A 13,951-nucleotide genomic window follows, 5' to 3' on the forward strand; every position below is an offset into this window, starting at 1 on the left:
TTTATTGATTATACGAACTCCAAATAATTCTCCCGATTTACCACATGAAACTCGGCATAGGGATAGGCTTCTTGGAAGGCTTTCGGTGCGGCCGGCATTTTATTTCCCCACTTGAACTCCAAGGCGGTAAGACTGTCGGCACTCTCCTCAATCAGGTCGATTTCCTGTTTGTCGTAGGTGCGCCAGAAATAGAACTCCCTGTGCAGTCCCTCATTGAAGTTCGCTTTGCGCCGCTCTCCGATGATGTAGTTCTCCCACAGCGCACCGACATCCTGCCGAATGGCCAGCGGTGAGAAAGCCCCGATAATGGCATTGCGAATGCCGTTGTCGTAGAAGTACCACTTGCCAGCTTTTGTAACCTCCTTGCGTAGGTTACGCGAATAAGCCCCCAGACGATAGATAACGAAGACCTTTTCCAATAGGTCGAGGTATTTTTCAACGGTCGTCTTGCTCATGCCGAGTTGTTTACCTAACTCTTCGTAAGAAACTTCGCTGCCCAACTGAAAAGCTATCAATCGCAGTAGATCGCGCATCTTGCTCGAATTTTTTAAGCCGTCAATTGCTAAGATATCTTTAAGCAGGTATGCACCGACAATATCACGTAGGTAGTCTGTTTTACGTTCATAGTTCTCCATCATTACTACTTCGGGATAGGAACCGTAAATCAAGCGCGCTTCGAGGTTCTGGCGGGTTTCAAGTGCCGTTTCCGTCTGTGCGATTTCCCGTTGCGAGAATGGTGTAAGGAGAAATTGCGTACTGCGGCCGACCAACGGTTCACCAGTCTTATTCAGCAAATCGAATGACGAAGAACCACTTGCCAAGACACTTATTCCCGGTATTTCATCAACTATCAACTTCAGAATACTACCGATTTGTGGTATGTTCTGTGCCTCATCAATAGCCAGCAAATCAATACCATCCAATAAATGCCGATAATTGGCTATTGAGCGATTCTCCAATAGTGCTAATGTGTCGTAGTCTTCGCCGTTGAGCATCATCGTCCTACCTGAATAGTTGTCCACAATTTTACGCATCATTACCGTTTTACCAACACGGCGAGCACCAAAAATCAGTACTGCTTTATTGGGCGCGATTCGTGCTGTAATCTTCTCTTGAAGTATTCTATTTACTGTTTCCATACCTTATAAAATATAATGCAAAGATAATCATATTTTTTTAATTGGCGAATTTTACAAAAAAAACGGGCTATTAAATGGCGATTTTTACAACCACAATCTTATGGAAGTTGTTTCATTGTTTTTAGTAATGATATATGTTCATACTATGATGACTCAATAATTTACCAGACATACGTTTCTGAAATTTGTCCTTATAGGAATGAAAAACTCACATATATTGTGCTAATTAATATATAATTAAATGAAAATAAAAAGACAGGATACGAGTATTCCTGTCTTCTCATATGTAATGGATATTTTTTTATTTTCTCATCCGCTCCAACTCCTCATCACGCAACATTCTCTCGTTCAGTTTTTCCTGCATCCTGTCAATGAAATAGGTGCGGCTTTCGTTCTTCCGGCGTTTGATATCAGTGTAGAAGCGGTAGCAGTCTTTAGAATCAACCCCGAATATCTTATAGAGAAGTGGGGCGAGCTGTTTGAGCGGCATATTGCCGTTGTTGATGCAGCCCATCACGTCTATGCCGTAGATAAGTTCCACGAGGTCGATGGCATTGCCCGTCCATTGAAGAAGGCTGGCGGTGGTTTCTGTTGCGTTGTTGGCGGATATTAGTGGTGGCACTTGGGGCGTGGCAAGGAATTTCTGCATCTTTCTTACGAAAGACAGAGCCTTGCTGACGTAGGCGGCAATCTCTCTTTTTTCTTCTGACAGATTACGTACGGGATGGTGCTGCAACTCGATTTCGATGTAGGCAAGCGCGATGACGGTAAGGTTCATGTCCATGCCGCCGTTGCACAGTTCGATCACTTGGGTGGCGAAAGCCGTGTATGCCGTTTCCATATTGCAGTCGCCGGCTTCGTTTATCAGGCGGAAAAAGTCGGTTTCCGCCAGCAAGAAATAATTCATGGTTCTGTCAATTTTGAAAATTACACTTTGTTTTCTGCGTGCGCACATGAATATAATTGGCAAAAAACGCGGCAGAAAATAAAAAATCCAACACTCAATTTTACAAAGTGCTGGATTTCAGAGGTATAAAATTCAGTATTTTTTCACAAGGACAAATTATCTCCGACTTAAATTGTTTGTAATCGGAACATTTATTCTATTCCTGAAAATAGAAATGTATGCTTGCCGCACATTTTGGCTATCTTGCTTTTTTATCAAGGATATAGATAATGCGACATACACCGTTGGGATAGCTTTTCAAAGAGGAAAGCGTCCAGTGTTGCTCTGGCAGAGCCGACTTAAAAAAATGTCGTCCGCTTCCGGATATGAAAGGAACGGTGTATAGTATGATTTCATCCACAGCGTGCATCCGCAGCAGTCCGTTTATATAGTCTGCCGTGTCCGGTGTGGCTTCCGCGAGGTAACGGATGTTTGTGCAGTCTTTTCTCCATTCGTGCAGCATTGAAATGGAATAGTCCGGTGTCACACGGTAAAAGGCTTTCTTCCTGATTTCATCAAGACCGCAACGGTCAAGGCACAAATCCTGATGTGCTTTATCATATAACTCTGAAGAAAGACATCCGTCCATCGTCAGTACGGCGAGAATCTGAACTTTACCCATAATCGTTTCCTTTCGTTAGGCAAGGGTAAAAAAGTAGCGTGCAATTCACACTACCTTCAAGCGATGGCTCTGGTAAAGCCTTTACGGAGAGTACGTGAATGCACGCTATGCGTAAGCATAGCATAAGCATCACGCAATCGTCTCCGTAGTTCCAATTTACCAGATTTTCGCTTGAAACGCCTTGCGGTCTTATCCTATATGTTGGCGGCGAAAAGCTCCTGCCAATCGCCGTTTTTCTCAAATGTTATGCAAAGATAGCCAAATTCAGTGAATTACGGGCTATGATTGCTTGAATTTATATTTAAGTCCATACTCTTCAAGTTTGCTGTATAGTGTTGTCCTGCCTATGCCGAGCAGTTCTGCGGCGACACTCCGGTTGCCGTTTGCCTGTTTCAACGCACGCAATATCCGCTCCTTATCCTCCGCGTCATTGCGCAAGGCGAAGCTGACAGTAGAGGTCGGTTTCGTCACGGCAAGTTCCAGATGCTCTTTCATGACAACACCTTCCTGCGCCTGCAATACAGCACCCATAACTTTCTGCCGAAGTTCCCGCACGTTGCCCGGCCATGCGTGTGTCAGCAACGCTTTACGTGCTTCGGAACTGAACCCGCTCACGCTACACTCCAGCTCTCTGTTTGCCATATCACGGAAGAACTCTGCCAGCGGCATAATGTCTTCTTGACAGTCACGCAACGGAGGAACGGTTATCCCGAAGTCGTGCAGGCGGTACAGAAGATCCTGCCGAAAACGCTTTTCATTCACCGATACCTCCAAATCTTCATTGGTAGCAGCGATGATGCGGACATTGAAATTCCGGTCTGCCTTGTCTCCGACCGGGCGATACCGCCTCTCCTGTATGGCACGGAGCAACATCTGTTGGGTTTCCAACGCGAGGTTTCCTACCTCGTCCAGAAACAACGTGCCGCCTTCCGCCTCATGGAAATATCCTTTCTTGGCATTGTCCGCACCTGTAAATGCACCTTTGACGTGTCCGAAGAAAGCCGACGGTGCAAGCTCTTTGGAGAGTGAACCGCAGTCCACCGCCACAAATGGCTTGCCTGCACGTTTGCTCTTGTCATGCAACAGGTGGGCAATATGCTCCTTGCCCGTGCCGTTCTCACCAAATATCATCACGCTCATATCGGTGGCGGCTACCAGCCTTATGCGGTGCATGATTTTCTGAAAGGCGGAACCTTCACGGGCGAATATAGGCATACGGCGTTGTCCTGCCTGACGTTCTTTCAGTATGGAACGGATCAGGGGGACAAGTTTATCCTCCACAAGCTGTTTGGGAATATAGTCTATCGAGCCGAGTTTCATGCTTTCCACGGCGGTATTAACTTCGGCGTAGTCGGTCATAATGATGAAGGGCTGCATCTTTCCCTCCTTTCGCATCCAGCACAAAAGGTCTATGCCACTGCCGTCAGGCAGACGCAGGTCGGCAACCACGATATCATTATCTGTTGCCTGTTGCAGATGTTTCTTCGCGGTTGAGAGGTGGTAAGCCTTCATATTGCGGTAGCCCTCCCGTGACAGCATATTGCAGACATATTCGCAATACACGATGTTGTCTTCCACCACAATTATTTTTGTCTTATTCATCTTCGTATTTTCTCCTTTCCTCTTCTGCCAACCGTATTATTTCCACTCCCTTATCCAGCACGGCAGTCACGGCATGGCTTAACGCTTCACCATCCGGGAGAGCATCGCCACGAAGCAATCCGTAAAGTACATTCAGCGGTTGGTCGGCACGGAGCACCTCCCACGAACTGCGCAGGTGGTGGATCAGGGAATCCAGCTTTTGCAGGTCTTTTTCTTTTGCTGCATCCCGTACCGCCTGCATTTCCTTTTCTGTTTCAGTTATCAACTTTTCCAGCATGACGGCTTCATTGCCATAGGACAATAAGGCGGAAAAGTCCGGTTTCCCGTCCGGTGTCGCTTTTATGGCACACCTGTCGGAAACCTCCATCAGTTCCGATATGGAGAACGGTTTGAACAGGCATCCGGCAAAGCCTTTTGCCAATAGTTCCCCTTTGTTACAACTGCCCGAAGCGGTTGCCACAACCACCGGGATTGTTGGTGAATTGCCCACGTTGGACGAACGCAACAGTTCCAGCAATTCGAAACCGTTTATATCGGGCATATTCAAGTCTGTCAGCAACAGGCTGTATTCTTTCTGGCGTATCATTTCCATCAGTGCCGCAGCATCGGTGCAAGTGTCGCAGTGTATTCCTTCTTGGGAATACATCTCTTTCAGCATCAGAAGTAATACCTCATCATTGTCAATGGCGACAACATCATGGAATTTATTGTTATGATAAACAGGTGTATTGCTTGTATATCCAAGCTGTTCTTCAGCTTCCTGCATAGAAATTTCAACTGTGAAACGACTGCCTTTCCCTTTCTTGCTGTCTAAACGGATTGTTCCGCCAAGCATCGACACAATATTACGCATTATGGCAAGCCCAAGCCCGAAACCCTCCTTTGCGGCGGCATTTGATAGACGTTCAAACGCACCGAACGCTTGTTTCTGTTCCTCTTCTGTCATGCCTGTACCTGTATCTTCAACGACCAGTGTCAGAACTCCATTATCATATTCAGTAATCAAAGAAACACCGCCTTCTTCTGTGAACTTGACAGCGTTTGACAGCAGGTTATTCCCGATTTGTATTATTCGCTCTTTGTCGGTCAATACAATGGCATCGTGTCCAGTCTTCACGGACAAGGACAGCCCTTTGTTCACGGCAACAGGCATGAACTCCGTTTCAAGTGTGTGCGTGATTGCTGAAATCCGGCAGGGTGACAGACGGGGCTGTTCCTTGCCGTTGTCCAGGCGGAAGAAGTCAAGCAAAGTGTTAAGCATATCCCGCATACGGTCGGAGGATTGCAGTATGTTTTGGATATACTGCCCGGACTTATCCTCACACTGTTCTTTCCGTATCAGTCCGGCATAGCCTGTTATTGCTGTCAGCGGTGTGCGCAGTTCATGGGTGATAGTATGTACCGCCTTCTTCCTTGACGTTATCAGTGCCTCGTTCCGTTGTACGGATTGTTCCAGTTGCCTTATCAAATCAGTTGTCTTGTGCTTGTATTGTTTAATGCTTTTTGCATCACGATGTATGATGATGTAGGAAATTAACAACAATAGAAGAACGAATCCCATTAAACCGCCTACTTGCATAAATGACTTTTCACGCATGGCAACTATTTCGTTTTCCCGGCTTTGCAGTTCGGTTTGTACCTTTTCTTCTATTTGGCAAATCAATTCTTGCAGTTGTCTGTTAAGTTCTGCATTACGAGCTGCAAGGCTGTCGGCTTGTTCCGACAATTGGCGATCCTGCACTTTCTGTTCGCTGATTACGTTTCTATTGACCGAATGAAGGATAGTGGTTGATACTGCTGGAGTTACTTCCTTTTTTTTGCCGAATATGCCTAAGAAACCTTTTCGTTTTGGCTTTTTGGACTGTTCCTGCACACTTTTCTGTACAATAACCGGAATTTGATTGGCTATCTTCTTGTTAATAGATTGTTGTTCATCCATTAACCGGACTATCTGGAACATCTGTCGTTCCTTATCCTCTAAAAGACTGCGCACACTATCGATGCGCTCTGCTGGATAGGTGGCCTTGAAACGGCAGAGCATACTGTCCATTGCCATACGCCGTGCATGGTAATGCTCGATATCTTTATCGTTCCATTCCAGTATTGTTTCACCCAATAGAGAAAATTTTATCATTTGAATATTGATATTGTTTATTTCTTTTCGGAGCTCGTCTATTTTTTTATTGCCAAGTTCTAATGCTTCTATCTCCTGCCATTCATAGAGGCTATTATATGCCATACATCCGATAAGAATGGAGATAAGTATATATCCCAACCGTATTGCCTTATAGAAATTTCCTGACCGCTCCATTATTTTAATGACATTGATTTTTGGAACATGAATAAAAGTTTATCTTTTTCGTTCATGCGGATATTATCAGAATAACCGTCTTTTGTTATTTGATACCCACATGGCTTAACCATAAAAATGCCTAAGCCCTTAGTGTACGAACTTACTTCTGAGGCATAGTCTTTACTTGTATTTAATGGAACTTTCCCTTTAATATGACACCACTCATTATTACAACTGATGTCTTCAATCTCAGACATCAGTTTTTGCAAATCTGTAATAGCTTTGGAACTCGCTACTTGGGGTATCTGCAACTCAAAACAGAGCATCGGTTCGAGAATGTCCACACCTGACTGTTGCAAAGCCAGCCTGAAGACATAAGGGGTCAGCTGTCTGAAATCAGCAGGTGTACTTACCGGGCTATAATACTCGGCTTGAGTAAAAGTTACTTTCAGATCTGTCACTTCCCATCCATGTAAACCAGATTGGCAAGACATACGAATCCCTTCAAAAACGGCATTTTGAAAAGAATGGTTCAGATAACCATAGGAGATGTCACTTTCGATTTGCAACCCTGCCCCTAACGGTAAGGGTTCAAGAGTCAGCCCTATTGTGGCCCAGTAAGGGTTGGGTGGTACTTCGATCTGAATAATCTTATTGACCTTTTTTATAGGTCGTTCTTTGTAGATAGTCTTGATCTCATCAAAATGGACCTTTACGGAAAATCGTTCTTCCAGCAATGTCTGTATGATTTCCTTTTGGGTCAAACCATATAACGAGATTTCCAATTCATCACTATATGAGTTTATGGAAAAGGACAAAGACGGGTCTTCAATCCACAATGTATTCAGAGCGGATATCACCTTGCTTCTCTCTTCGGGCTTATTTGGCCGGACGGAGGATTTGAGAGCGGGATGCTGATGAGATAATCCTTGAATCAAACAAGGTTTAGCACCTAAATAATCTCCGATTCGAAAATCTTCTATATCTTCTACAATCGCGATATCATTGGCACCCACTTCATCAACATTTATCTCTCTGCCCTGATAAATAGTCTTTAGATTTTTAATCTTGATGAATTTTTCCGAATCGTTGATTCTTACAACGTCTCGAAGTCTCAGACTTCCGTCAATTATTTTAAGAAAACTTCTTTTATGCCCTTTGGGGTCATGCTCTATCTTATAGAGATAAGCTGAAAGTCTGTTTGAGACTGATGCCGGAGGAAGTATAAAAGAAGAAATGGCGTCCAACAACTCATTGATACCGATATTGAACATTGCTGATCCATGTAGCACCGGATAGACTTTGGCTTTTGCCACAAGAGCGATTATCGTATTCCAATAATCAGCCGGTGAAATTTCGCTATCCGCCAAATATCGTTCTAATATATCGTCGTCATGGTTGCATACAAATTCTTTGTATTCTTCCTTTATATATGTTTGGGAGCAAACCGGATAAACCGATCCATCGACAACAGTTTGCATAAACAGGACATCTTGCGACAGATTTGTTTTTATATCCATATACAAACGCTCCAAATTCACACCGGCACGGTCAATCTTATTGATAAATATAATTGTCGGGATTTGCAGCTTTTGTAAAGTACTGAACAGCAACTTTGTCTGCGCTTGTATGCCTTCCTTTGCGGATAAGATGAGGACTGCTCCATCAAGCATTTTGAATGTCCGCTCCACTTCCGCAATAAAATCCATGTGTCCCGGAGTGTCAATGATATTGCATTTCACTCCATTCCAGATAATAGATGTCGTAGAAGCCCGGACAGTAATTCCTCTACGTTTCTCTATATCCATAGAGTCCGTTATGGTGTCACCATTATCCACACGGCCGCACTTTTCCGTTGCTCCACTGGCAAACAGCAGATTCTCGGTTACGGAAGTTTTTCCTGCATCAATGTGAGCAAGAATTCCTAAATTTATAATATTCATTTGGATTAAGCAATAATATACTACAGTAGATGCATTGTCGAAACGCACCTTTTAATACCTCCTCGTAGCATATGAGAACTACAGGATTACTAACTCGTATTAATATGTATATTATTACTGCCGCATAACGATTACAAAATTACACAAAAAAATATATCTAACAAAAGTGGGAGGATTTTTTAACTTTTTACCATAGACATTTTATTAGGGAAGCGTAGGTTCAACTGGCAAGTACAAATAAGTAGAAATGTTTGAACAACACCGTTTTAGGAAGTTGAAAAATCAAGTTTCTCTCTCGGTATAGCGTTTATTTTGGCCAATATCTTCTTTAGTTTAGCATTTGTGTATTTCCCATTCGTGTTCTATTTAGCTCCTTATTATGAGTATGTAGCAAGTTACTTATCAAATTCAGCCTCTTTGAGGGTCAAATATGGTTTTGCAAATGGTGACTGACAAGACATAAACAAGGTCAGCAGGAATTTTTTACATAAATGGACATGAATGTATATAACCTAAAATAAGAATAAATTTTAATAAGGGCTGCCCAAAAAGAAAAAAATGCAGTTGCCATCCTATAGATACTTGCAGAAAGGATAAAATTTACTTTTAGACCTTTTGGGATAGCCCTTATTAATACTTCAGATAAAATTCCTTAGGTTATATTTTCAATCCTTTGGACCGGGTTTCCTCCTTGGCATACAGTCCCGGACGCCCGATTATGACATGGTTGGCAACGATACTATCCGCCGGACTGCGTATCTGCGGCGGTGCATTTTCGGGATATTGCGCCTGCCTGTTCCTCACATCTTCCGCTTCCGGCTTGAGCTGTTGCCCTTCATTCTCCTTTTCTGCGACTTCGGGCGTGGGTGGCGCAAGCTCCAGCTGAATTTTTCGGTCAAGGGCGGCAAGTTCGGACTTCAACTGCTTCAGCTCGTCCTCCTTCTTCCACACCTTACCCGCTATCTCCTGTAACTGCGGTATCTCCATCTCCAGCACCTCGTTCTTCGCCTTGTACTGGTCGATGATGGAGGGTATCCTCTCCATCGCGTTGAGGAAGTTGCGGGCGGCGGCCAACGGGTCAGCCATCGCCAGATGCCCGTTGTTGTAGGTGTACTTGTAGTTCCCCTCGACCACGAAGCGGTTGTCGGTGAACTCCAATCCCTCTTTGAGTATCCTTTCGCTCACCACCTTTATCGGAAAACCGTAAAGTTCACCGACCTGCGTGTACAACCCTCCGGTCGTGGCATTCTTGGCTATCTCCTGCAAACGCTTTCCGATGACCTTCTCATCGGCGGAATCCACTCCGTCCACCTTTATTATATTAAGGCGGTTGCCCTCCTTGTCGGTCTGCACCACCGACAGGAAGCGGTTCCAGTCCTCCGTCATGGCATCTATGAAAGCCGTGTTGTTGCGCAACTCGCCGGTCTTTGACTCCAGCTTGAACTCCGAATCACGCTTGCCCTTGTTGAACGACTTGCGTTCCCCTTCGAGCGATGCGATCCGCTTTTCCAGTTTCGCCTTGTCCAACAGGTCGGTATTGCCGGAGAGCAACGCCATGTATTCCGAGAAATTCATGCCCGATTTTTCGTCCATTGCCCCCTCGTCGATGGTACGCGCACCCATCGCACCGCTTTTGAGCTGGCTTATGAAAGTCTGCTTGCAGTGCAGGAGGTTGAACTTGTAGCTGTCCAGTGACTTCTCCACCGCGTAGATGATTACATCCACGTTGTTCCCGGCGAAATGTTTGGCAATCTCATTACCTGCCCTAACTCCGCGTCCGTCACGCTGTTGCAAGTCGGACGGTCGATCGGGTAGGTCAAGGGCATTACTGCCCTCTTCCCCCCTCAGAACCGTACGAGAGGGTTTCCCCTCATACGGCTCAAGCTTTTCAAAGTCTCTGTTCGTGTGCAGAGACCGGCTCATCCTACTTCTTGTTTCCATTGTTTTTTACGGGATAATTTGAAACATTCATCATGAACCAACATATTGCATTTCCGTCCGTCTTGTACAGTCGGCATTACATTCCATGCCTTATGCGTGTCAATCGGTTCACCACATATCGGACATTTCCGACCTTGCTTTTCCCATAGGTAAAGCAGGGATTTACGTCCTTTCAGCGTCACAAGCATCTTTGACTTCATTCTTTTATTGAAGTACAGGCGGCAGTCTGCGTCAAACGGATTCATGTCCCCCTTTATCTGCGTATATTGCAGAAAAGGAAACGAAGATGCCAGTTTCAACAAGGTAAGTTGGTCTTCTTTGCCGTTTGATTTCTTGAACTTAGCCGCAAAAGTCCAGCTGTTCCCTCGGATATTGTGCCAATAGCGGTCTTTTATCCACCGTTTCCCTTTCTTGGAATGACGGCGTTTAGCCCATTGCCACAAGGCGAGAAATATCTGATGGTCGATTCTGTGAAAAGAATCACGTGTCGCCCCATGCTGATAATATGCTCCCCATCCTCGAATTTTAGCATTCAACATCCTGATTAATGATTCCTGCTTGCAACCCTTATGACCTTTTGTCACCTTACGGATATTCTCCATAAAACGTTTTTCGGCTTTCTTGGTCGGCTTGGTCAATATTTCATTGCCGAATTTGCGGATGTTGAAACCGAGAAAATCGAAGCCGTCATGGATATTGGTTATCACCGTCTTTTCTTCTGATAAGGTCAGACCTCTTTCAGACATAAAGTCGGCTACCAATGGCTTGATTTCCTTTTCAAGTGTTTCACGGTTCTCGCAGGTAATTATAAAGTCATCAGCGTAACGGACAAGATTCACCATTGGCGAATATAACTTACCTTTGATTCTAACTCGTTTATATTTCTCTGCAAGGACTTTCTGCAATCCGTCCAATGTCATATTGGCAAGCGTGGGAGAGATAATGCCACCTTGTGGCGTTCCCTCCTCTGTCGGGAACATCTGTTTGTTGAAGATATAGCCGCATTTCAACCATTTTCGGAGTATTGCCTTGTCCATAGGGATGTTGGCAAGCAGCCATTCATGGCTGATATGGTCGAAGCACCCCTTTATGTCACCCTCCAGAATCCATTCGGGAGAATAGCCTTTTCGGAGAATGTTATGGCATTGCATTACCGCGTCCATACAGCGGCGTTCCTTGCGGAAACCGTATGAACGTGAGTCGGCTGTTGTTTCCGACACTGGTTCTAATGCCATAAGGTAGAGTGCTTGCATGGCTCTGTCTTTCATTGTCGGTATTCCCAACGGTCGCAGTTTGCCATTACTCTTTTTGATGTGGACTCTTCTCAATGGCTTCGGCTGGTAGCCTCTGCGTTTGAGTTCGCTTATCGCTTGTGTTTTTGCTTCGGGTTTCTCCCATGTTTCCATGTCCACTCCGGGGGTGTTGCCACCTCCGTTAGAAGTAACTCTCTTTACGGCTAAGGCTTTTGCGTAAAAAGAGTGGGTCAGCGTCCACTGCAAGGCTTTCACCTTGTTGTATCTGCCTTCCTTCTGAGCCTTTACAATTCGTGCTTGTAGCTTTCTGACAGCCAACTCCGCTTTAGTCCAGTCTATTCTGTCCCAAAGTGTTTGTTGATTGTCAGCAGGCGCACACGATGTCTTGTTTTCGTTCATTTGCTTTCCTCCTTTTGAAAGTTCTAAAAGTTAATTGTAAAGAATCACCATTTGACAACATTCGGTTTGATTGCCTACCTAATGTCGTCACAGAAGTCTGCCCACTTTCGTGTCGGATGATGTCGCCCACATCAGCCCGTGATGTCGGTTCAATCCGTATCCGCTCCATTACAGAACGGCGTTCGCTTTTTCTGTTATCTTATACCTGCACACCATTCGGCTTTCATTGCTGTCAGCTTACCTGTCATTTTTACATGACAGGAGATAATACAGGCTTACCATGTTCCACATAGATAACTAACGGATAGGTTAGGTTCTGTCTCATCCTCCGGCGGTGCTTATATCCGTGTAATCCTACCATGGAGAGGATTAACCGACCGCTTCCCTTTTGGGTAGAGTGTGCCAGTATCTTACACTCTTTCGTGACATTACGAAGTTTACTAACAGTTCGCTTGCGCTAACCATACTATCCAGCCTCGCCACTCTACGGTATGATACTAACCGTACTTGACTTCCCCTCACGGTTCTGTCTTGTCTTGCGAAAGTGTACTTCGTCCCGACCGCTTAATACAACATTAAGGTGCATCGGTCGGTAGGCTACCGCTGACGGAACAGCGGGTTAAAGCTGATACCCGTAAGTATCATTCCAACAATTATCTATGCGACTTCATGTCGCACCCACGGCGTATCGAGATGATGGATAGCCACACACCGTTTCTGGGCGTTCACACCCGTTCCGAGCATAGAGGTAGAGCCGAACAGCACACGCACCGTCCCGGCGTTCATGGCGTCTATCACCGCCTTCCGCGCCTTGTCGGTCTTGCACTCCTGAATGAAGCGCACCTCGCTTGGCGGTATACCGTAGTCCTCCGTCAGTTTGCGCTTGATTTCCGAATAGACGTTCCACCCGTCGCCCGGCTGGTATGTCCCCAAATCAGAGAAAACGAACTGCGTGCCTTTCTGGGCGTCGTATTTTTGATAATACTCCGCGATCATCTTGGCACAGTGACTCGCTTTGTTGTCGGGATGATCTTCGTAATTCGGGTCTATCATGCGCATGTCGAGTGCCATTTTCCGGGCATAGTCCGTGGCGATGAGCATCTTCGCCTTTTCTTCCGTTTCCGAAAGCGGCAGCCTGCCCAACAAGGTGGCATCGCCCGTCTTGGCGAACTGCATCAGTTTCTGTATGAAGTCCTCCTGTTCCGGCGTGGGCGGTATATGGTGCAGTATCTCGTTCTTGGCAGGACGGTCAACGCCCACATCCTCCGCCGTGCGGTAGTCCGTGATTTCATTATAGAAGGCGGCAAGCTCCGGCACTTTGATGAAGTAGCGGAAACGCTCCTTCTGGACCACATTGTTCGTCACGTTAAATTCAAAATCCGTCGTCTTCTTGGCAAATATCGCCGCCCAAGCGTCGAAACACCTTATGTCCTGCCGTTCCAGCTCCTTCGGGCGCAGGTACTTGAACAGCAGGTACAATTCAGTCAGTGAGTTGCTGATAGTCGTGCCGGAGAGGAAGGTCGCACCCAAGTCTTTTCCTGTGCGCTCCTGTATGGTGCGTATGGCAAAGAGCATGTTAAGTGCCTTCTGGCTTCCCTCGCTGTTTCCCAATCCCGCCACACGGTCGTGGCGCGTGTTGAAAGTCAGATTCTTGAACTGGTGGCACAAATCCAAAATTTCGGATTTATCGCATTATCAGAACTTTTAGGAATTTCCGATAAAATTATTCAATTGTTTAGCAATCATTTGTTTTGAGTCTTAATCAGTTCTGATTATATTCCGTCTATAATTGTAGAATAACATTCAAACAAGA

General features: G+C 45.4%; 7 protein-coding genes and 2 pseudogenes. All 9 read right to left on the reverse strand.

The window, feature by feature from the left end:
* Positions 1-8: 8 nt before the first annotated feature.
* Positions 9-1,139 (reverse strand): ATP-binding protein, encoded by a 1,131-nt coding sequence (locus NBH01_RS24365; protein ID WP_004291480.1) that lies wholly within the window; start codon positions 1,137-1,139, stop codon positions 9-11.
* Positions 1,140-1,440: 301 nt separating this feature from the next.
* Entirely contained in the window at positions 1,441-2,046 is a 606-nt protein-coding gene (locus NBH01_RS24370; RefSeq protein WP_004304269.1) for an RteC domain-containing protein, read from the reverse strand.
* A 238-nt stretch (positions 2,047-2,284) separates the two neighbouring features.
* Positions 2,285-2,707 carry a dihydrofolate reductase family protein gene (locus NBH01_RS24375; protein ID WP_004291474.1) on the reverse strand — a complete coding sequence of 141 codons (423 nt, stop codon included), beginning with the start codon at positions 2,705-2,707 and terminating at the stop codon, positions 2,285-2,287.
* A gap of 279 nt (positions 2,708-2,986) precedes the next feature.
* Complete coding sequence (locus tag NBH01_RS24380) at positions 2,987-4,309, reverse strand: sigma-54-dependent transcriptional regulator (RefSeq protein ID WP_004291471.1); 1,323 nt, start codon at positions 4,307-4,309, stop codon at positions 2,987-2,989.
* On the reverse strand, positions 4,302-6,620 hold the full coding sequence (locus tag NBH01_RS24385; RefSeq protein WP_004291467.1) for a hybrid sensor histidine kinase/response regulator: 2,319 nt from the start codon (positions 6,618-6,620) through the stop codon (positions 4,302-4,304). Before NBH01_RS24385 ends, NBH01_RS24380 begins: the two co-directional genes overlap by 8 nt.
* On the reverse strand, positions 6,620-8,545 hold the full coding sequence (tet(Q), locus tag NBH01_RS24390; RefSeq protein ID WP_004291466.1) for a tetracycline resistance ribosomal protection protein Tet(Q): 1,926 nt from the start codon (positions 8,543-8,545) through the stop codon (positions 6,620-6,622). The genes NBH01_RS24385 and tet(Q) overlap by 1 nt, the downstream gene beginning before the upstream one ends.
* A gap of 657 nt (positions 8,546-9,202) precedes the next feature.
* Positions 9,203-10,366, reverse strand: a pseudogene (locus NBH01_RS24395) (DNA methylase); the annotation flags it as partial.
* A gap of 98 nt (positions 10,367-10,464) precedes the next feature.
* Positions 10,465-12,138, reverse strand: coding sequence for a group II intron reverse transcriptase/maturase (ltrA, locus tag NBH01_RS24400; RefSeq protein ID WP_032559093.1), 1,674 nt, complete (start codon positions 12,136-12,138; stop codon positions 10,465-10,467).
* A 678-nt stretch (positions 12,139-12,816) separates the two neighbouring features.
* Positions 12,817-13,812 (reverse strand): annotated as a pseudogene (locus NBH01_RS24405) (helicase-like domain-containing protein); the annotation flags it as partial.
* Positions 13,813-13,951 lie beyond the last annotated feature (139 nt).

The sequence above is a fragment of the Bacteroides sp. B1-V-101 genome, assembly GCF_023656585.1.
In the GTDB taxonomy this organism is placed as follows: Bacteria; Bacteroidota; Bacteroidia; order Bacteroidales; family Bacteroidaceae; genus Bacteroides; species Bacteroides thetaiotaomicron.

What these genes read in the sequence shown, in the direction of transcription:
- NBH01_RS24365 (WP_004291480.1), bottom strand. Translation starts at nt 1,139, where the DNA reads ATGGAAACAGTAAATAGAATACTTCAAGAGAAGATTACAGCACGAATC.
- NBH01_RS24370 (WP_004304269.1), bottom strand. Translation starts at nt 2,046, where the DNA reads ATGAATTATTTCTTGCTGGCGGAAACCGACTTTTTCCGCCTGATAAAC.
- NBH01_RS24375 (WP_004291474.1), bottom strand. Translation starts at nt 2,707, where the DNA reads ATGGGTAAAGTTCAGATTCTCGCCGTACTGACGATGGACGGATGTCTT.
- NBH01_RS24380 (WP_004291471.1), bottom strand. Translation starts at nt 4,309, where the DNA reads ATGAATAAGACAAAAATAATTGTGGTGGAAGACAACATCGTGTATTGC.
- NBH01_RS24385 (WP_004291467.1), bottom strand. Translation starts at nt 6,620, where the DNA reads ATGGAGCGGTCAGGAAATTTCTATAAGGCAATACGGTTGGGATATATA.
- ltrA (WP_032559093.1), bottom strand. Translation starts at nt 12,138, where the DNA reads ATGAACGAAAACAAGACATCGTGTGCGCCTGCTGACAATCAACAAACA.